This window comes from Microcoleus sp. AR_TQ3_B6 (genome assembly GCF_036702785.1).
In the GTDB taxonomy this organism is placed as follows: domain Bacteria; phylum Cyanobacteriota; class Cyanobacteriia; order Cyanobacteriales; family Microcoleaceae; genus Microcoleus.
Genome location: NZ_JAUBVJ010000014.1, coordinates 1 through 20,635 on the forward strand (window position 1 = coordinate 1; position 20,635 = coordinate 20,635).

Genomic DNA, 20,635 nt, shown 5'->3' on the forward strand with positions numbered 1-20,635 from the left:
CTTGTCGCCAGCGACCGTTGCCGTTCTTGAGTACACTGACGATCACGGTTTAATAGCTGTTTAGTCTAAACTCCAGTTATGAACTACAAGACACCGCATTGCTGTGTCCCTACCTAAAAACTGCTGTAACAGTCAACAGTCAACAGTCAACAGTCAACAGTCAACCATTATCTAATTGAGTGCCGCACATTTTACAAAATCTAGCATTAGCATCGTGTACAGACCAACCGCAACTTTTACAAACAGCTTCTCCGTGATGAGTACTTTTAACTAATTGTTTAATAAAGTCCCCCAATTGCCAAGGAATCAGAGCAATTCCCGTCAAAATCATCAAAATAGTCAGAAAACGGCCGGATTCCGAAATGGGAGTAACATCGCCAAATCCCACCGTAGTCATCGTGACAACGGAGAAATAAACAGCATCTAAAAAAGTCCCAAAACCTTCGGGATTTGCCGGATGTTCGACTTGATAAATCAAACCAGAATAAACAAAAATTATTGCCAGCAAAGTAAACAAAATTCGAGCAAAAATCACTCCATCGTCGCTGCTGATGCGGAAAACTGAAATTTTTAATTCCAGAAAGCGGATGAGTCGGAGAATTCTAAACCAGCGAAAAATTCTGATAAAAGTGACGTTGACAAATCCAAAAAAAAATGGTAATATGGCCAGTAAATCAATGATAGAAAAAAAACTAAAAATAAATTTAACTCGATTTTCGGCACACCACAGGCGCAATAAATACTCAACTGCAAAAACGATTAAAAGCGCTGTATCGAGAGTTTCAAAATTAATTCTAACAGCTTCCGGAAGCGGGTAAGTTTCGGCGATGAAGCTGGCGGAAGATAAAAGAATGAGTCCGGTAATAGTTAAATTGACGGTTCTGCCAATTGGGGTTTCGATGTCTTCGAGATAAAATCCAATTTGCGATCGGGTTAACATAGATAAGATAATTAATACCATTTCTCAGGTAAGGAAATTATCGCACATGAGTATCGAATTAACTAAGGGTGAAAGATTCAATCTTTCTAAAGAAACTCCTGATTTCAGTAAAATTGCGATCGCCCTGGGGTGGCAAGTCAGCCAGACAGCGCAAAACTGCGACATTGACGCTTCTGTTTTTATGTTAGCGGCGGACGGTCGGATTCCCGATGAAAAGTATTTTGTATTTTACAACAATCTGACATCGCCGGACGGTGCGGTGCGGCATTCAGGAGACAGCGCGACTGGGCAAATAGACGGAGATGATGAGACGGTTTATGTGGATTTGAGTAAAATCAATTCGGCGATTCAGGAAATTGTGTTTGTGGTGACTATTCACGAGGGGCAGGAAAAAAATCAAAGTTTTAGTCAAGTTACAAATGCTTTTATCAGGCTTTACAACCGAGAAACTCTTAGCGAATTGGTTCGCTACAATTTAAATCAGATTTTTTCCCAAGAGACGGCTTTAGAGTTTGGACGGTTGTATAAGAAGAATGGCGAATGGAGGTTTCAGGCGGTAGGACAGGGATATAATGCTGGGTTGCAAAGTTTTGTAGATAAGTATTATGTTGAGAATGCGGTTGAGAAAAGCTCGAATGCTGGTGAGAAGGTTGATGATGCTGAGGTTGTGAGGCGGTTTAGCGATCGGGTGGATCGGTTATTGCGGGAAGAGGCGGCGGGAGAGTCTGTTGCTAATCCTGTGAATGCGGATAATGTGGAAGTAGATGGGGATGTCGATCGTGCTGTTGAAGAAAGTCAGGAAAGTGCGCTGACTGCTGAGGAATTTTGGCGGCGGTGTAGAGACGGAGAACGAGATTTTACAGGGGTTAACTTAGCAGGAGTGGATTTGAGCGGAAAAATTCTGGCATCTCCCATTAGTTTAAGTCAAGCCAACCTGAGTAATGCCAACTTGAGTAATGCCAACCTGCAAGGGGCAAACTTGATTGGAGCTAATTTGCAAGGGGCAAATTTGAACTCGACAAATCTGCAACAAGCTGATTTGATTCAAGCTAACTTTAGTGGCGCCAACTTAACTAAGGCTAACTTGAATTATGCAAGACTCATTCAAGCGAATTTAAGTCAAGCAAAATTGAGCGAGACACAATTGAATACTGCTAACCTAACTACAGCCAATTTAAGTAGTGCCCACCTAACTCAGGCAATTTTAAATAGCGCTAATTTGACAGGAGCAGATTTAAGTCAAGCCAAAGTAACTAAAGTTAGCCTATCTTATGCTAATCTAAGTGGGGTTAAGCTGAATGGGGTAAGTTTAGTTGGAGTAAACCTTGATGGAGCAAACCTGACAAACGTAAATTTGAAAGCGGTAAGCTTGATCGGATCTAGTCTTGTTCAAGCTAATCTGAGCAGTCAAAACTTGGCAGGCTTAAACCTGTCGGGAGTTAGCTTTTACAATGCTAACTTGAGTGGAGCAAACTTAACTTCAGCAAACCTGTGCGGAGCAAATTTGAGTTATGCAAACCTAGAAAAAGCTAACCTGAAAGATGCTAACTTGGTTGGAGCAAATATGGACAATGCAAAGCTCGCAGGCGCAATTATGCCAGACGGGACAACACACGCATAAATCGAAGTGCGATGTTTGTAGTAAGGACTTCAGTCCTGATATTTCTGGACTTACGCACTGCGACTCTTAGAAACCGGGTTTTTTGCCGAATCTGCGGGCTAAAACGAAATATTTTCGCGAAAAAACCCGGTTTCTGAACCCTCGCCCGTAAGCCGTTCTAGTTGCCTTGTTCCATGAGTTCGGTGAGAGTTGTAAAAATACGATCGCACTCTGAAGAAGCCTTGCGAACCTTGTCAACATCCAAGATTTCTAACAGCTTGGAAGCGTGCTTTATCTTTTTATATTCGCCTTTCGATTTTGTGTCGCGGCTAGCTGCTTCCAGACTTCGTTCTAACAAATCCTTTTCAATCATCTCTACATTCGTATTTTTAGGAATCGCATTTTCTTTAAATCCCTGCCCGTAAAAAAATTTTAAAGTATCAATATCAGCGATGAACCAAGCTTCCATCGCTTGAACCATGAGATAGCAATGAGTCTCATCAACCCCAGCAGGCGAATCCCAGTTATCCCTCGACTTCAAATGCTCCCAAGGCCGCTGCTTTAGCTTTACAGGTGCTTCTGAGTCAACTAAAAGGATGATAAAAGCATTTGGGTGAGCTTCCAAAGCATTCTTGAAATCCCTGAAAGCATTATTTCGGGAACCGCAAAGAGTGATATTCCACTTGATTTTCTTGCTGTTGGCAACCTGCACAAGTTCTTTGAAAAAACTGCTAAATCCTCTTCGGAGCGCTGCCTTTGTATTCTGGCTCTCGCCGCCGCCTTCGATGTAAATGCGAACCTCATTTACCATCGGTTGCCCCCGATTTCTCCGCTCCGCCAAAGGTCTCCCAAACTGTAATTCTCAAGCCATTTTTTCAGTGGTTCGGGATCGAGACGCCTCAGGTGACTTCCTCTATCATCCCGATCGCATATTAACACTGACTCAGGACTCAGAGCCGAAACTAAAGCATCGGAATGGGTTGTCACAATCAATTGTGTGCGCTGTGAGGCTTCGATCAACATTTCAGCAACAACAGGCAGAATGTCGGGATGCAACCCAATCTCCGGTTCTTCAATACAAATAAGGGGCGGGGGAGTTGGATCTAGAAGTAAAGCTATTAAGAATAAATAACGCAGCGTACCGTCTGATAAACGAGTTGCGGGAATTGGCTGATTATTTAATCCTGTTTCGCGGATAAATATCTGGACCGTACCGCTATAAATCTTGATATTCAGTTCTTCGGCTGCATCGTAGAACAATTGTAATTTTTCAATAATCTGCCTACTTCCTAATTGTAACTGTAAGTTATTTAAAACCAGTCCTAAGTTGCCTCCATCTTCTAGGAGGGGATGTTCTGGCAAGTCAGTTTGCTGAGCTTTTCTAAATATTGCATCTCTCCCTGTCTGCCAGTTACGATATAAACCAATGTCTGCAAATTTATTTCCCAGATATGATAGTTCGGGATATAGTTCTGGATCTTTTCTTTGAGATAAGATAGATTGATCGGGAAGGATATCTTCTCGCCGCAGATTCCGCAGATTTCTTTTTTGCTGCTCGTTGTCCTCTGTAACATTGATAACTGGGCGACCCCGATCGCTATAACGGTAATAGAAAAATGGCTGGCTTTCAAAACTAGGGCGCGGTGCCAGATCTTCTATAGCTTCGTCCACTACTTCAAGTCTCTGACCGACTGCGGTAAAACTAATCTGATAGCGCAGTGGCATCGTTCGTTCTGGGTAATTTAAAATAGCCTCAATTTTTGCTGTGGGAGTACCTTTTTCACCTTTCCACAGAAAATCGCTGATACCACCTCCTTGACGAATCGGAGCAACTAAGTCTGTAGGTGTTGCCTTCAACACTCCCATCGCTTCAATGAAGTTAGACTTGCCGGATGCGTTAGTACCGATCAATACATTCAGGGGTTGCAGTTCAATTTTTTCCCCTTCACTTCCATAGGAAAGAAAGTTTTGCAGTTGCAGGGAGTGAATAAATTTCTGGCCTTCCACCTTGTCCTCCTATGCCAATTCTGAACTATTATACTTTACGAAAGCTTTCGTTTTTAGTCTTGAATTAAGTAGGTTTCAAAACTACCGATTCCAAGTCTTGGCCTTGAAGTCGGAGGGGGAGTGAGATATCGCGATCGATCGCACAACAGGCGACCGACTCTCCTGCAACGGCCTTTGACCCCTTACAATTAATTCAGCAAAAAATCTTTACACATAAGAACTCATGCAGCTCAAGTCAACAACCCGCCATATTCGCATATACACCGCCATCCTCGAAGACAACGAACTCGTCCCCAGCAACGACCTTTTGACCCTCGACATTGACCCAGATAACGAACTTAACTGGAACGACGAGTCAGTCAAACAGGTGTATGCCAAATTCGACCAACTCGTAGACGCTTACGAGGGCGAAGATTTGACCGAGTACAACCTCCGCCGCATCGGTTCGGAGTTGGAGCACTTGGTACGATCGCTCCTCCAAAAAGGCCAAATCAGCTACAACCTCAACGGCCGCGCTGTCAACTACAGCATGGGATTGCCTCAAGTAGATTCCAAAGTTCACCTGTAAGGGCGATCGGCATTTATCTCAACTTAAGATTGAAACCGATCGTAAATGTCGCTTGTAGCTGAGTTTCGATCGCCCCTGATTCAGGCCCCCTACTCCCCCGGACGTGGGAGAGTAGGGGGCCCCACCAGAGGGTTCTGTTTCCTCTCCCGCCGGGGGATTGAGGGCGGGAGAGACTTCGATACAAACGAAAAGTCCAGATGGGGAAAATCTGTTTTTATTCTTCTTCCTGCTTGTTTCTAACTCCTAACTCCGAACTCCCTGACTCCTGAGTGCCGGCTTCTTCACCCTTGACGGCTGCCATCGGACTCCTCCCCCGCCTCCCCAGCATCATCAACCGCACCCTTAGTAGGATTGCGATCGCGCTCCAAAAACTGTTTAACTGCAAGTTGGCGGTTGCTCATAAACTGACCCCAAGCGCCCGGAAACACCCCATCCAAGGTTTCCACCAGCGCCCAAACCTCAAGATTTATCAGTTTGTAAGAAAAACTGTGAGAATTTTGAACGCTAGTGAGTATTTCGTCTATTTCAAGTGCAGGCAGCAGCTTCGCATCGGGCAAATTATTGGGAAAGGCGCTTGACTCATGTAGGGGCATGGTTAAAAACTCAACAGCTTGCAGAGGCCGGTCAGTCGATTCTAGATTGTAGATTGTAGATTTTAGACTTTAGATGGACTCCACAGATGAATCTGGGAGCGTGTATTCGTCTTTGGGTAAGGTTAAATTTAACTTTACTTGCGAAACTCGGGCACGAGGCACGGAACACTCTTGGGGAGAAAATCGAGAATTGATATTTATTTATATCTGTCGGCTCAGGTGATTTCTACCTAGCTTCATCATACCATTATAGTTAGTCTAAAATCTCAATTTGCTTGAGTGCGGCGATTTCTTCGGAAATGGCCACTATCAGGAATATGCTGAAAACAGCGTGATTTCAAGCCGATGACTTCGGCGTCGCGCGATCCTCTAACCCTGAAAGCTCATAGCAAGATTCATCGGCGGGTCAACCAAATGGTAGACTATTTGTGTCCGTACAAGACTTTAAAAACTACCCCGGGACAGGGGGAAAGTCACGCCTAAAACCTTGTCAGGAGATATCACTACGCACACAACAGTGCAAACGTAGTGAGCCTAGGAACCTGAAAAATCAGGATATTAGGACTGCGAAGTCTTAAGAATCGCCGTTTGTTGAGAAAGCGGGGGTGTAAAATAATCGCCACGTATCAACCCGTCGAGGTTCAAGCGCTAAAATAGTTCAGATCAGCACTGGGCCCAAAGGCGTCAGCAACCCTTATGCAAAACTCTGTGGCAAAACACTACTTATGGGCTTTAGGTGAAGGGATCAAAGGGTGTAAGCCAGGCGATCTGATCGCTGGTCGCTACTTGGTCAAGCGCGATCGACTTCTTGTCGATACTCAACCCGAACAGTTGCCGGAAATGCCCGAAGAGATTCCGAGTGTTGTCACTCCTTATCTGAGACTATTTGCCTATCAGTTGCACGTACCTCAAGTATACGGGCTGGTATCGTCGCAGAGGAGCAAGCTCTCGGGAGATATCTGGCTGCTGGAAAACGGGCCGATTTTGAAGGTGACGGAATCTTTAATGCCGGAATTGGCGGACTCCTGGAAAGGAGCCACAGCGATGCGCCAGCTCAATTGGCTGTGGCAAATTTCCCAGTTGTGGCAGCCGTTTATCGCTCAGGGCGTGGCTTCCACGCTGCTGACTCCGGAACTGCAGCGGGTGGAAGGGCAATTGGTGCGGTTTCTGGAATTCCAGCCCGATCGCAAACCGCCTAATTTGTCGCAGTTGGGCAAATTGTGGCAGCAGTGGCTCGAAGATGCCCACCCAGCTATCGCCAATTTTTTGAGGCAACTTTGCCAGCAAATGGTGGCCAATCAAGTGCGCAACGGCGAACAACTGATGGGTCAGTTGGATAAAGCTCTGGCAAAGTGCGGCCGATTTTACGATCGTCATGTTGAGATTGCCACGGGTACCGATGTAGGCAGAGCGCGGGCTCACAACGAAGATGCTTGCTATCCGCCCAGCGGTACGGTGTTCTCGGGAAGCCCGGGCTCGTCGGCTTGCGCGATCGTCTGCGACGGTATCGGCGGACAAGACGGCGGCGAAATCGCTTCGGCCGAAGCGATTGCTGTGCTGCGGGACAAGTTGGACAAAATGCCCCTGCATCAGGCTAATTGGGACCCGCTGAGCCTGACTTCCAAGCTGGAACGGGCCGCTTGTGCTGCTAACGACAAGATAGCCGGTCGCAACGACAGCGAACACCGCCAAGGCCGCCAGCGGATGGGAACTACCCTAGTTATGGCTTTAGCCCACATTCACGAACTCTACGTCGCCCACGTCGGAGACAGTCGGGCTTACTGGATTACCCGCACAGGCTGCTATCAAGTTACTCTCGACGACGATGTAGCTTGCCGCGAGGTGCGTTTGGGCTACTCGCTCTACCGGGATGCTTTGGAACAAGTGGCCGCCGGGGCTCTGATTCAAGCTTTGGGCATTACTTCGTCCAACACTCTGCACCCGACTGTGCAACGTTTACCGGTGGATGAGGACTGCGTTTTGCTGCTGTGCTCCGACGGTTTGAGCGATAAAGACCGGGTTGAGGAATGTTGGGAAACGGAGATTTTGCCCATTCTTGATGGCAGTATTGGTGTTGCAGCAGCGCGCGATCGACTGATTGAGATTGCTAATACTAGAAACGGTCACGATAATGTCACTGTCGCTTTAATTCACTGTCAGGCACATCTGAGGGACGAAGGCAATACTACCGAATTGTCGATCGCACCTTTAGATACGCCTCCGGAACCAATTACCGACACCGACGATTTGCCAACGGATTTGACAGATCCCACAATCCTTGGCAATGGTAATTCTGAAGGGAAAACGCAGTTGGTACTGCCGGACAAAACCAAAAGTTCATTTTCGCTGCTGCTGAAAATTGTATTTTTGTTAGGTTTGGGAGGTGTATTTTCTTATTTTTTCATTCCTCCGGTGGGTCGGGCGATCGATACTGCCGGGGAGTCGATTTTCGGGAAACGCGGTTTAATTAAGGCTAGAAGCACGCCGCAGAAAAGAGTTGAATCTGTACCTTCTCCGATACAATCTTTAGAAACAGGCTCGTTTATAGAGATTAAAAGTTCTGCGGGTGGGGAATTGGGAAAAGAGGGCGAGAGCTTGGATTTGCGAGTCGCAATCGGTGAGTTGACTGTCAAAGGAACAGTCCCTGCCGGCAGCGTTTTGCAGGTGACAAACAAACAGCTTACGCCTCAAGGCAATTGGCTGGAATTGAAAGTTTGTTCGATTCCTGAAATTGTGCCATCCAACTCTCGCAAACGCGAGTCAAATAAAGATTTTTCTACAGTTTCCAAATCCGCACTGAATCCATCTCCTGCTGTGGCAACTCCCACTCCCTCGCCTTCCCCGGTAGTTAAGCCAACAGGTGAAGTAGAAATCGCCAAGCTGCAAGCGGGGGAAATCGGATGGATTCAAGAACAAGCGGTCGTTTCTAAAGTAGTGTCTAACCTAGTCTTCAACCGAACTCAACAGGGTAAATGCGTTGCTTCTGACTCAAATCCCAATGCTAATTAAACTGTTAATGGTAGCTCCGACCGAGGTAATTTGAGTAAGTTTAGGAAAATGGAAGATGCAGCTTGCTAAAAATAGAATAGTTTATAGGCAGACACAGAGCTCAAATAAAATTTGAGTCCGCTCAAGCCGCAGATTCATCAACTTCTTGATTCCAGCTCAAAATATGACGAAAATGACAGACTATTTTCAGGGAGTTTATGCGGTAAATCTCCCTGAAAGGAAAGACCGACGGCAACTCATAGTCAAGGAATTAGAGGAAGCAGGAATGCCCCTCACGCCCCATAAGGTTGAGATATTTCCCGCAATCCGCCCCGACGAAGCGGGAGGTTTCCCCAGCATTGGGGCGAGGGGATGCTTTTCCAGTCATGTAGCTATCCTCAAGCAGGCAAAACAGGAGGGGTTGAGCAATATTTTGATTGTAGAAGACGACCTAGAAATTTCAGCAAAGTTCATAACAGACCAAGCTGTTATCGTCGAACAACTGCGTCAGCAAGATTGGGATTTCGTCTACTTCGGACACGTCGAAGAGGTTGAACAAAAGTCTCCTTTCGCCGTCGTGCCCTTTTCTAAGGGGGTGATGACCACTCATTTTTACGGTGTAAATGGCAGGATTTTCGATCGCCTCCTGGGCTTTCTGGAAGAACTGCAACACCGACCTCCGGGACATCCCGACGGCGGCCCGATGCACCTCGACGGAGCTTATTCTACTTTCCGACATCAAAATCCCGATGTTGTCACCTTGATTGCTTCTCCAAACCTGGGGTGGCAAAGGACTTCCCGTAGTGACATCAGTCCTAATTGGTGGAACCGTGTACCTGGGTTCACGCAATTGGCAGGTGCAGCAAGAACCAGCAAAACCAGGCTGAAGCGTTGGCTTTCTAGTTAATTGAATTCGAGTTTAAAATCCTTCGCTTATATCAAATCTGTTAGGACAATCGCCCGGAAAATAATTAATACCAAATCCGGGTTTATTACGCCCTTTATGAAGGAGGCGGTTGAAACCTTTTGGCCTCAAACTATACAAATAAAGTCTGCCGGAGTTTACGCGATACGACGTAGGCTCGGACAGACAAGCGAGATCGAGGGAATATTTAAGCCGGATTTGGTATCAGCATATTTGATATGATGCCTGATTGCTAACCTAATTTCTTAGATATCTCTGCAAGTTTAGTCACCATTTGTGATACGGCTTTGTCAACTGCTGCGCTCAAAAGTGTATCCTCATTGTTGCTGCCGGAATTGCTACTGATTCCCCTGACCGAAATATTAGAATCGCTTTGATCGGCTTCTCCTACTGCTTTGGCGGTAGCAAGAATATCTCCTGAAGCTGTACCGATTAACCGCACGTCTATTTGAACGGTAGCTTTGGTTTTTTCCGAACCTGCGCCGATTCCCAGGAAACTGCCGCCACCTGATTGTTTGTCAATATTAAACTTGGTAATGGTGCCTATGAGCACGGCGTCAACTCCTAACTGCTTGCCAATTTCTGCTGCGCTGCCGGCATCAATCGTACTGCTGCGATTTTGCTGTTTGAGCAGTTGTTCGAGTTTGCTACGATCGACTACTGTATAAGTGCCATTGTTGACGAGTTCGTTGATTAGCAGTTCGCTGATGCCTTTGGCGGCACCGACTCCTCTGTAGGAAGTGTAATAGCTGTTGGTGGTGCCGTAGTCGAAATCCATTACGACTAGGCGCTTTTTGGCAGTCGCTTGGGCGAGTTGGCTTGCGGGTTGGGTGGTGGCTGGGGTGGCAATCGCACTTACTGAAACGCCCGCTAGCATTAGGGTAGCGAGGGAAATGCTGGTTAAGCGAGATATGGTGGTTGTTTTCATAAACCTTTCCTCACAGTTGTTTTGTGCCGACTCTAGGATACTTTACGGAACAGCCCGATGTCAGCGTTGGGGGGCGAGGGAGTTGGAATGTGGGAATGGGCGATCGGGTTTTGGTGTTTTTTTACTTTCAAAAGGCTTAATTTTTGTTAATTAACCGCAGAGTAGGCTCTTGACCCAGAGAAAGAGGTGAAGAGTTCGATCGAGATTTCAAGCCCTAGATAGGGAAATATGGGTTTTCCGGCGGATAGGGCATCGAGGGTGGCCTCTGCGATACAGGTTTCAATCCCTGATAGGGTTTTATGGGTTTTCCGGCTGGTACACGCTAGCACCCACCCTATCTATGGAGTAGGTTTCAATCCCTGATAGGGTTTTATGGGTTTTCCGGCTCAGGTTGACTGCCTTCTTACCGTGGAGCCCGTGGTCGTTTTAATCCCTGATAGGGTTTTATGGGTTTTCCGGCTGGTATCTTATGCTTCACCATGTTGTTCTTGAACTTGGTTTCAATCCCTGATAGGGTTTTATGGGTTTTCCGGCCCTGGAAGACCTGATACGGTCTGGTCGCTCTACTGCTACCATGTTTCAATCCCTGATAGGGTTTTATGGGTTTTCCGGCTTTAAGCTACCGCTCCCCGTCTAGCACCAAGTCGGCAAAGTTTCAATCCCTGATAGGGTTTTATGGGTTTTCCGGCACTGTTAATTGGTTGATAGGCGCACCGAGTTTCGACATGTTTCAATCCCTGATAGGGTTTTATGGGTTTTCCGGCATAGAACTACAACCCGAACCATTACCCCTGACAGAGTTTCAATCCCTGATAGGGTTTTATGGGTTTTCCGGCCAAAGTGACCGTAGTTAGCTACCGCCTGCCCGTGTTTCAATCCCTGATAGGGTTTTATGGGTTTTCCGGCCCGTGCCGTATACTGGGTGGTCATCCTCAAAATCTTGGTTTCAATCCCTGATAGGGTTTTATGGGTTTTCCGGCCCAATTTTATAGAAGCAGTGGCCGTCTGCTTTGTTTCAATCCCTGATAGGGTTTTATGGGTTTTCCGGCCCAGTAACTGTGCGCGTGCCCCAGTCGATCGCCCGTTTCAATCCCTGATAGGGTTTTATGGGTTTTCCGGCATTCAAATCCCGCCATTGGTCGTTTACCAAGCTGTTTCAATCCCTGATAGGGTTTTATGGGTTTTCCGGCTCAAGCTGGCATATCGATCAATGTTGACTGCTGAGTTTCAATCCCTGATAGGGTTTTATGGGTTTTCCGGCCTCAATTTTTCACATTAATTTACCAAGACTGGCTTAGTTTCAATCCCTGATAGGGTTTTATGGGTTTTCCGGCTTGGAGATACCGTCTGGTCAACACCTACTGTGTTTCAATCCCTGATAGGGTTTTATGGGTTTTCCGGCAGAACGCGATCGTGTTTTTGTTTTTGGTTCAAATTTAGTTTCAATCCCTGATAGGGTTTTATGGGTTTTCCGGCGGGTACACCGGAACCCGCAACAAGGGGGAGCACGGTTTCAATCCCTGATAGGGTTTTATGGGTTTTCCGGCGCAGCCAACTATCAGCCGGATATGTTTGTCCTCCGATGTTTCAATCCCTGATAGGGTTTTATGGGTTTTCCGGCTTATTTACGATCGTTTGAAGTTACTATGCAGCGTGTTTCAATCCCTGATAGGGTTTTATGGGTTTTCCGGCTTAACTATCCAAATGATACAGTTTGAGTCCCTAGTTTCAATCCCTGATAGGGTTTTATGGGTTTTCCGGCATCTGATGTAGTAGAAAGAAACAATCTACTAGAAGTTTCAATCCCTGATAGGGTTTTATGGGTTTTCCGGCCATATTCTCCTCATTTGTACTCATGAAATAGACTTGCGTTTCAATCCCTGATAGGGTTTTATGGGTTTTCCGGCTAGATGGCTCATATAACTTACATTTGGGCATCTCTCAAGTTTCAATCCCTGATAGGGTTTTATGGGTTTTCCGGCCATAATCCACTTCTAGATCCCGTTTTCGCGTCTTGTTTCAATCCCTGATAGGGTTTTATGGGTTTTCCGGCACGGCGGCTTTAATCAGCGGCGGGGTGAATCCTACGTTTCAATCCCTGATAGGGTTTTATGGGTTTTCCGGCCTGTTGCACGGCTTGCAGAATGTCTGATTGATATTTTGTTTCAATCCCTGATAGGGTTTTATGGGTTTTCCGGCCTTGCTGTGGGCGGCAGGCCGGGGGAATTACTGAGAAGTTTCAATCCCTGATAGGGTTTTATGGGTTTTCCGGCTCTTTCAACAGGTGCAAATGCCTTACATTTTGCCTGTTGTTTCAATCCCTGATAGGGTTTTATGGGTTTTCCGGCAGCTAACTGTTGACAATTCGGATCTACGGAAGATGTTTCAATCCCTGATAGGGTTTTATGGGTTTTCCGGCTCCCCGGTGTGCGCGAAGTGATGTTCTTTCACGAGTTTCAATCCCTGATAGGGTTTTATGGGTTTTCCGGCGCGACCGAATAAAGCTTAACTTGTTCAGTAGTGCAGCGGTTTCAATCCCTGATAGGGTTTTATGGGTTTTCCGGCACTGATTAGTCCTGAGCGAGAAATGTTTGCCGAAATGTTTCAATCCCTGATAGGGTTTTATGGGTTTTCCGGCAGTGTTTGCAGATTTTTGAGTCTGACTTTGTTTTAGTTTCAATCCCTGATAGGGTTTTATGGGTTTTCCGGCGTTATGAATAATATCTCCCCGCTTCGATCGATAAAAGTTTCAATCCCTGATAGGGTTTTATGGGTTTTCCGGCGTAACAACTGCCTGAACTTCAGGAGAAGGAGCAGCTTGGTTTCAATCCCTGATAGGGTTTTATGGGTTTTCCGGCAATAAAATATTTTTTTGGGAATACTGAGAGGCTAAGTTTCAATCCCTGATAGGGTTTTATGGGTTTTCCGGCGTGCGATCGCCTCTAGACGCAATTCTGGCGAGGCGGTTGTGTTTCAATCCCTGATAGGGTTTTATGGGTTTTCCGGCAGCAGGGCGTAAGCTTCGGGAGTAAAAGGCGTCGGCGTGTTTCAATCCCTGATAGGGTTTTATGGGTTTTCCGGCTCTTTGCAAAAGGAATTCGAGATCCAAACCAATACGTTTCAATCCCTGATAGGGTTTTATGGGTTTTCCGGCTCGAAAGCACCCGCATTCCGCTTGTGGTTTATGCCGTTTCAATCCCTGATAGGGTTTTATGGGTTTTCCGGCACCAGCGCATTTTTTCTTCAATGGCTTCATACGTATTGTTTCAATCCCTGATAGGGTTTTATGGGTTTTCCGGCTGCGGGCATACACACAGCCACTATGCGAGCTACCATCGTTTCAATCCCTGATAGGGTTTTATGGGTTTTCCGGCCAGTTAATGCGTAGGGGTCTGTCGCTGTTATCTCTGTTTCAATCCCTGATAGGGTTTTATGGGTTTTCCGGCCTTGCCACCCATCCGCTTTCTGAGCTGATCTATCCTGAGGTTTCAATCCCTGATAGGGTTTTATGGGTTTTCCGGCGAGACAAATGGGTATTCATTCCCATCGGGACACACGTTTCAATCCCTGATAGGGTTTTATGGGTTTTCCGGCTCTACGAAAATGTCCCACAAATACTCAGAGCCAAGTCTGTTTCAATCCCTGATAGGGTTTTATGGGTTTTCCGGCCTGCTTTAGTTTTGGGGACTCAGGTCAATTACGTTTCAATCCCTGATAGGGTTTTATGGGTTTTCCGGCTTAGGAAAGCAAAGTCCTCGGGCAGCGCGGGAGTCGAGTTTCAATCCCTGATAGGGTTTTATGGGTTTTCCGGCTTGGCCGCCAAATCAACGGCTACCGGCACTGACTTGGTCAGATCCGTTTCAATCCCTGATAGGGTTTTATGGGTTTTCCGGCTCTGCTGAAGTTATGGGGACTCAGGTCAATTACGTTTCAATCCCTGATAGGGTTTTATGGGTTTTCCGGCAGCTACGACAACGGTTTTGTCAGCAAAAAAGTCAGTTTCAATCCCTGATAGGGTTTTATGGGTTTTCCGGCCAGTTTTGCGTTAGGAGTAGAAGAATGAAATTATATGTTTCAATCCCTGATAGGGTTTTATGGGTTTTCCGGCTTTTGCCGTCATTACCCGATCGCTCTTTCGCCAGTTTCAATCCCTGATAGGGTTTTATGGGTTTTCCGGCTTGCCTTTGTTAAAGCTTAAATCTACTCAATCTCGTTTCAATCCCTGATAGGGTTTTATGGGTTTTCCGGCTTGCGGTGCAGAGATTCGGACATATCCACCGTAGTTTCAATCCCTGATAGGGTTTTATGGGTTTTCCGGCACTATCTTGACTTCAGAGTTCCAATCAGTTTTGGCTGGTTTCAATCCCTGATAGGGTTTTATGGGTTTTCCGGCACAGGCAACGAAGGATCGGACGTGGATGGCTACGGCGTTTCAATCCCTGATAGGGTTTTATGGGTTTTCCGGCTGTAAGCTCGGACAAAAAGAAGCCTGGTTCAGAAAAGTTTCAATCCCTGATAGGGTTTTATGGGTTTTCCGGCTCGTTGTATTGCAAGGTCTCCATCGTATTTAGCGGTTTCAATCCCTGATAGGGTTTTATGGGTTTTCCGGCGTTAATCTTTCGCAGTTGCTCTCGTGCCGCAATGTTTCAATCCCTGATAGGGTTTTATGGGTTTTCCGGCATATGCCCAGCATAAGCGATGCCGATGATTTAAAGTTTCAATCCCTGATAGGGTTTTATGGGTTTTCCGGCCACAGTTTTTTTTTCTAGAGGCGCATAAAAGAAATGTTTCAATCCCTGATAGGGTTTTATGGGTTTTCCGGCGCCGATCGCCAGAAGATTGAGGCGGAACTCTCCGTTTCAATCCCTGATAGGGTTTTATGGGTTTTCCGGCTATCTCATCCTCATCTTCCGGTGATTTTCTTAACTTCGTTTCAATCCCTGATAGGGTTTTATGGGTTTTCCGGCTGCTGGCATTTCAAACCGTTGCTGTATTTAGTTTTGAAGGTTCGTTTGCGTCTGCACAAACTAAAAGTACCATTTCAGCCTCGGTCTGTCAATACCCAACTTTGACCTATCGCTTGAAACTCTTATTAGATAAAGGTTTCAGCAATTGCGTCTGCCTTTTGTTCCCGGTTGGGGCATCAAACCCTTACGGCAGTTGGATTACAGCCGAAAAACCCAACCCCTCGATTTTTACACCTACTAACAGACGCACTTTTAAACAAAAAAGATTGTTTAATCTACGCCCCAGCTTCCATAAAACCCATCAACCAATTAGCCATCGTCGCCCTGCGAGTCTGTCTCGGCCCGAATTCCCCAATTTTATAGCCCTTAAACCCCAATTTTTCCTTCAGCAACTGCTTTTTTTCTGGAGGGGTCGATCGAGTCAATTTCACCGTCGCCGGCCTAGAATCGATAAAATCCGGCGGTTCCGGGTACTCTTGGCGCCACTCGGGTGCAACACCTGCACTGTTCCACTTGCCAGTCTCCGCATCAGGGCGGTAGCCCAGATACTGCCAAACTAATCGGTTCACAGCAGCATCGTCGATTTCTTCGTTGAGGATAGCCCAAATAGTTTCGTTATTCAGCGGTGGTAATTCAGACATATAGAAGAAGCAAGAAGTCAAGCGTGAAGAAGGAAGAAAGAAGAGGCAAGATAGAAGACGTAGGGTGCGCACCCGCCGCACACATTTGCCTCCTCGACGTAGCAGCTTACTGAGACGTAAGGTACGCGAGCCGGCGCACCTTACATTTGCCCCAAATATTACTTATTCAAAATTCCGTCTTTCTCGGCCATCGACAGCATCAAGTCAATCACGCGGGAAGAATAACCCCACTCGTTGTCGTACCAGGAAACTACTTTGAAAAACTTAGAATTCAGTTCAATTCCCGCACCTGCATCGAAAATGCTCGATCGCGCGTCGCCCTGAAAATCCGTCGAAACTACCGCATCTTCAGTATATCCCAGAATGCCTTTGAGTTCGCCAAGAGAGGCTTTTTTCATGGCTTCACAAATTTCTTTGTAGCTAGTTTCCTTCTCGGTTTTGAAAGTAAGGTCAACTACAGACACGTCGGGAGTTGGCACCCGCAAAGCCATTCCCGTCAATTTTCCTTTCAATTCCGGCAACACCAAAGTAACAGCCTTTGCTGCACCGGTGGAAGATGGAATAATATTTTGACCCGCACCGCGTCCTCCCCGCCAATCTTTTTGGCTGGGGCCGTCTACAGTTGGTTGAGTAGCTGTCATTGCGTGAACTGTAGTCATTAAACCTTCTTCCAAGCCGAAGTTATCGTTAATAACTTTGGCAATTGGTGCTAAACAATTCGTCGTACAGCTAGCATTGGAAACAACAGTATCTTTTGCTGGGTCAAATTTGTGGTGGTTGACGCCTACTAGAAAAGTTGCAACTTTTTCCGGGTCTTTTGTCGGTGCTGAAAGTATTACTCGTTTTGCTCCCGCCGTCAAGTGTTTTGATGCGCCTTCAAAATCTGTAAACAATCCGGTAGATTCTACAACATAATCTGCGCCGTATTTACCCCACGGCAATTCCGCAGGATTTCTAATTGATGTGCAGGGGATAAAATTTCCGTCAACGACAATCCCGTCTGGTTTGCTTTCAACGGAGCCTTTGTAAATGCCGTGGGTGGAGTCGTATTTGAAAAGATAAGCCAGGTTCTCTGGCGAAACTAAGTCGTTAATGCCTACAAATTCGATATTGGGGTTTTTGATGCCGGCACGCATAACTAGCCGTCCGATGCGACCAAATCCGTTGATGCCAACTTTTAATGCAGCCATGTTTAAACTCCTATTGAAAATATCGCTACTCGATCGGGCGATCGCCTGTTGTGGCTTAGAATTTACCACGCTAACGGATTTTTGCAACTGATTCTTTTCTATCTCTTAAGAATTCTGAATTCTGCCCCGGTGGCGAAGGGCAATTAATCCTGAAATGACCGCTGGCTAATGGCTGATGGCTGATGGCTGATGATTGTACAAGTGCTATAATAGACAGAAATTATTTTCAAAATCGCCTTTTTAAAATCAGGCTAAAGTAATAATAAAAAAGTTCTGCAAATGCCAAAATGGATTGGCATTCTCACCAGGGGCTGCTTTCGGTGCCCGAAGCCTAAGATTAAAGCCGCAGATCCGCGCCAGGACACCGCACCGTGCCTATTGGTGTCAACTTAACGTCAAATGTACTACCCGTCTGCTGTTTGACGGTTTGGGTTCGATCCCCCCTGATTTTTGCCGCCTACTCCCCGGCTTCCGGGGGGGACAGAAGTCTTCTCTTTTGTCCCCCAGGCGCCCGGGATGCCAGAGGGGGAGCGAAACTTGACGGCAAGCGACATTTATCAGGGGTTTGGGTCTTAAGTTGAAACCAACGAGCAAGACCGCGTCCCTACACATATTGCGTACAATCTATATGTAGCCCTACTTTTCCGAATTAGTACCATCACCAATCACTAATGGCTAATGACTAATGACTACCCGACGCACCTAGTAATTAGCAATTCCACCGCATCTGAAATAAAACACGACCCACCAAACTTATTGAGAATTGGTCTAATGTTTTCTGCCACTGCTGATACTTGAGCTGGAGAACAAAAAGCAAGCACATAAATGTTATCCAGCGCCGTCATTGATGAATCGCGGGAAACGTGATCCCTGGTGCTTTTTCCCGCGACATCACGAATCACCGAATAACCGGGTACGCCAGCTTTGTCTAAACCGTCTAAAATCTTGCCGAGCTCCACTGAGTGGGCTATGATTTCTACTCTTTTGACTGACTCCATCATCTCACCTCCAAAACATATTGATTCCGTATAGATACAGGGGAATCCCTACAATGATATTAAATGGAAATGTCACTGCTAAGGCAGTTGAAATGTAAAGACTTGGGTTCGCTTCGGGAACAGTTAGGCGCATCGCTGCTGGTACTGCTATATAAGAAGCACTCGCGCACAATACGGCAAACAGCAAAGTGTCTCCCTGTGGCATTCCGATTAATTTCGCTATTACCAAAGCAATTACGGCGTTGACTATGGGAATTAGGATTGCAAAGCCGATCAGAAAAATTCCTGCTTCTTGCAAATCTTTAATTCTGCTGGCTGCAACCAGCCCCATGTCTAGCAAGAAAAAAGTCAAAACTCCGTAAAACAAATCTTGAGTAAACGGACTCATAACTTGCCAACCGTGTTCTCCTGTCATTATGCCCATAATTAGGCTGCCAATCAGTAGAAAAACTGAACTGTTTAGGAATGCTTCTTGCAAAACTTCTGACCAAACTATTTCGCGTTTTCCTTCTTCCCCGCCGAATACACTCACGAGTATTAGCCCGACTATAATTGCTGGGGATTCCATTAATGCTAGCGCGGCTACCATGTAACCGTCAAAGTCGATCCCCTGTGCTGTGAGGAAGGAGGTTGCGGTAATAAATGTGACGGCGCTGATGGAACCGTAGGTGGCTGCGATCGCTGCGGCATTGTAAGAGTCGAGTTTGATCCTCAATAGGAAAAAAGTATAAATGGGTACTAGCATTGACATCAGCATCGCTGCCAAAATTGTCAGGGCGACTTGCTGGTCAATTCCGCTTCGCGACAGTTCGACGCCGCCTTTAAATCCGATCGCAAACAGCAGGTACAGCGAAAACAGTTTGGGGATGGGCGCTGGAATTTCTAAATCAGATTTGAGAAAAATTGCCAGCATTCCCATGAAAAAAGCTAATATGGGTGGATTTAAGATATTTGACGCGACTAAACTCAAATCCACGATCGTTCACTCCCATTTCTTGCGTTTTTAATATTACTTCCCCAGTAATTGTGGCACGAGAATGGATCAATAGACCGATCGAACTTTGGACGCGAAAGCTCGAGCGGGCTAAATACCGCCAAATACAGCAAAAGCGCCGAGTGCACACCTTACTCGTTGTAAGGTTTGCACTCGGCACCCGCAAGCTAAGTATTTTGGTTTAACTAAGCAACTGCCAAATAAGACTCTAGCGCTTCGGAACCACCGATCAACTTGCCGTCGATAAATACTTGCGGCACAGTTGTAGCCCCAGTCATCGCCCGCAGCGATTTGGTTGTGACATCCCGGTTCAAGACGATTTCTTCATAATCCAAGCCCTTTTCACTCAGCATAGCCTTAGCCTTAGCGCAGAAGGGACAGCCCTTTTTTGTAAACAGCGAAACTAGCTTCGGCTTAGCTGCTGCGGAGTTGATGTAGTTGAGCATCGTCTCGGCATCAGACACTTTGAAAGGGTCTCCCGGTTCCTCAGGCTCAATAAACATTTTTTCAACCACGCCATCTTTTACCAGCATCGAATAACGCCAAGACCGCTTGCCAAAGCCTAAATCTGTTTTGTCTACCAGCATTCCCATGCCTTGAGTAAATTCCCCGTTACCGTCGGGAATTAACGTCAGATTGTCTGATTCTTGGTCTTTTGCCCACTCGTTCATCACAAAGGCGTCGTTGACGGAAATACAAACAATTTCATCTACGCCATTTTCTTTGAAAACTTTGGCCAATTCGTTATAACCGGGGAGGTGCGTTGACGAACAAGTGGGAGTAAAAGCTCCCGGCAGCGAGAATACTACTACGGTTTTACCTGCAAATATATCATCCGTGGTGACATCCACCCACTCGTTGTCTTTGCGAGTGCGAAAGGTGACTTTGGGTACTCTTTGACCTTCTTGGTTCGTCAGCATGATTTTAAATTCTTGGGTAGTTGGGTTAAATTCCTTTGCTTTCTTTAGCGTACTCATAACGAGTATGACTTGTCAAGGATAGGCGGGTTTTTTTTAGTCCGTTGTCAGTTGACTGTTGACGGTTGACTGTTGACTGTTGACTGTTGACTGTTGACTGTTGACTGTTGACTGTTGACTGTTGACTGTGGTGAGCTTTCCAGTCAACCGTCAACAGCTTTCCAGTCAACCGTCAACAGCTAACAATGCCCCATGCCCCATGCCCCATGCCCCATGCCCCATGACCCTATCTAAAATCTAAAATCTAAAATCGATATGCCCCATGCCCCATGCCCCTATCTAAAATCTAAAATCTAAAATCTAAAATCTAAAATCGATA

15 protein-coding genes and 1 CRISPR repeat array are annotated in these 20,635 nt (G+C 46.2%); of the genes, 4 read left to right on the top strand and 11 right to left on the bottom strand.

Annotation, left to right across the window (positions count from 1 at the left end; all coding sequences use genetic code 11):
• Positions 1–160: 160 nt before the first annotated feature.
• Positions 161–961: an ion transporter gene (locus tag QUB56_RS09505; RefSeq protein WP_332954904.1), complete on the bottom strand. Its 801-nt coding sequence runs from the start codon at positions 959–961 to the stop codon at positions 161–163.
• A gap of 25 nt (positions 962–986) precedes the next feature.
• Between QUB56_RS09505 and QUB56_RS09510 the strand changes: the two genes are divergently transcribed.
• A complete protein-coding gene (locus tag QUB56_RS09510; RefSeq protein WP_332954905.1) occupies positions 987–2,561 on the top strand; it encodes a TerD family protein in 1,575 nt (524 codons plus the stop codon).
• Positions 2,562–2,718: 157 nt separating this feature from the next.
• Here QUB56_RS09510 and QUB56_RS09515 read toward each other — a convergent pair whose 3' ends face one another.
• Together QUB56_RS09515 and QUB56_RS09520 are read right to left on the bottom strand one after the other, a co-directional pair.
• Positions 2,719–3,351, bottom strand: coding sequence for a DUF4276 family protein (locus tag QUB56_RS09515; RefSeq protein WP_332954906.1), 633 nt, complete (start codon positions 3,349–3,351; stop codon positions 2,719–2,721).
• Positions 3,345–4,547, bottom strand: a complete 1,203-nt coding sequence (locus tag QUB56_RS09520; protein WP_332954907.1) for an AAA family ATPase — start codon at positions 4,545–4,547, stop codon at positions 3,345–3,347. The genes QUB56_RS09515 and QUB56_RS09520 overlap by 7 nt, the downstream gene beginning before the upstream one ends.
• A gap of 223 nt (positions 4,548–4,770) precedes the next feature.
• Between QUB56_RS09520 and QUB56_RS09525 the strand changes: the two genes are divergently transcribed.
• A complete protein-coding gene (locus QUB56_RS09525; RefSeq protein WP_332954908.1) occupies positions 4,771–5,115 on the top strand; it encodes an NAD(P)H-quinone oxidoreductase subunit M in 345 nt (114 codons plus the stop codon).
• A gap of 281 nt (positions 5,116–5,396) precedes the next feature.
• Here the strand turns inward: QUB56_RS09525 and QUB56_RS09530 are convergent, their stop codons facing one another.
• Positions 5,397–5,708 (bottom strand): hypothetical protein, encoded by a 312-nt coding sequence (locus QUB56_RS09530; protein WP_332954909.1) that lies wholly within the window; start codon positions 5,706–5,708, stop codon positions 5,397–5,399.
• 696 nt (positions 5,709–6,404) lie between these two features.
• Between QUB56_RS09530 and QUB56_RS09535 the strand changes: the two genes are divergently transcribed.
• Complete coding sequence (locus QUB56_RS09535; protein ID WP_332954910.1) at positions 6,405–8,717, top strand: protein phosphatase 2C domain-containing protein; 2,313 nt, start codon at positions 6,405–6,407, stop codon at positions 8,715–8,717.
• A gap of 172 nt (positions 8,718–8,889) precedes the next feature.
• Positions 8,890–9,603, top strand: a complete 714-nt coding sequence (locus QUB56_RS09540; RefSeq protein ID WP_332954911.1) for a glycosyltransferase family 25 protein — start codon at positions 8,890–8,892, stop codon at positions 9,601–9,603.
• A 250-nt stretch (positions 9,604–9,853) separates the two neighbouring features.
• Here the strand turns inward: QUB56_RS09540 and QUB56_RS09545 are convergent, their stop codons facing one another.
• The 7 genes from QUB56_RS09545 to QUB56_RS09575 all read right to left on the bottom strand — a co-directional run bounded on the left by QUB56_RS09545 (position 9,854) and on the right by QUB56_RS09575 (position 20,485).
• The gene (locus QUB56_RS09545; RefSeq protein WP_332954912.1) at positions 9,854–10,549 is read right to left on the bottom strand and encodes a CsgG/HfaB family protein; all 696 of its coding nucleotides are present in this window, start codon (positions 10,547–10,549) and stop codon (positions 9,854–9,856) included.
• 276 nt (positions 10,550–10,825) lie between these two features.
• Positions 10,826–15,516: a CRISPR direct-repeat array (repeat unit 37 nt; unit sequence GTTTCAATCCCTGATAGGGTTTTATGGGTTTTCCGGC).
• Between the two features lie 275 nt (positions 15,517–15,791).
• Positions 15,792–16,157 carry a DUF1823 family protein gene (locus tag QUB56_RS09550; RefSeq protein ID WP_332954913.1) on the bottom strand — a complete coding sequence of 122 codons (366 nt, stop codon included), beginning with the start codon at positions 16,155–16,157 and terminating at the stop codon, positions 15,792–15,794.
• 158 nt (positions 16,158–16,315) lie between these two features.
• Positions 16,316–17,347, bottom strand: coding sequence for a type I glyceraldehyde-3-phosphate dehydrogenase (gap, locus tag QUB56_RS09555; protein WP_332954989.1), 1,032 nt, complete (start codon positions 17,345–17,347; stop codon positions 16,316–16,318).
• A gap of 689 nt (positions 17,348–18,036) precedes the next feature.
• Entirely contained in the window at positions 18,037–18,348 is a 312-nt protein-coding gene (locus QUB56_RS09560; RefSeq protein WP_332954914.1) for a P-II family nitrogen regulator, read from the bottom strand.
• 1 nt (position 18,349) lies between these two features.
• The gene (locus QUB56_RS09565) at positions 18,350–19,321 is read right to left on the bottom strand and encodes a sodium-dependent bicarbonate transport family permease (protein ID WP_332954915.1); all 972 of its coding nucleotides are present in this window, start codon (positions 19,319–19,321) and stop codon (positions 18,350–18,352) included.
• Between the two features lie 203 nt (positions 19,322–19,524).
• Positions 19,525–20,259, bottom strand: coding sequence for a glutathione peroxidase (locus QUB56_RS09570; RefSeq protein WP_332954990.1), 735 nt, complete (start codon positions 20,257–20,259; stop codon positions 19,525–19,527).
• Between the two features lie 25 nt (positions 20,260–20,284).
• Positions 20,285–20,485: a hypothetical protein gene (locus QUB56_RS09575; protein ID WP_332954916.1), complete on the bottom strand. Its 201-nt coding sequence runs from the start codon at positions 20,483–20,485 to the stop codon at positions 20,285–20,287.
• Positions 20,486–20,635 lie beyond the last annotated feature (150 nt).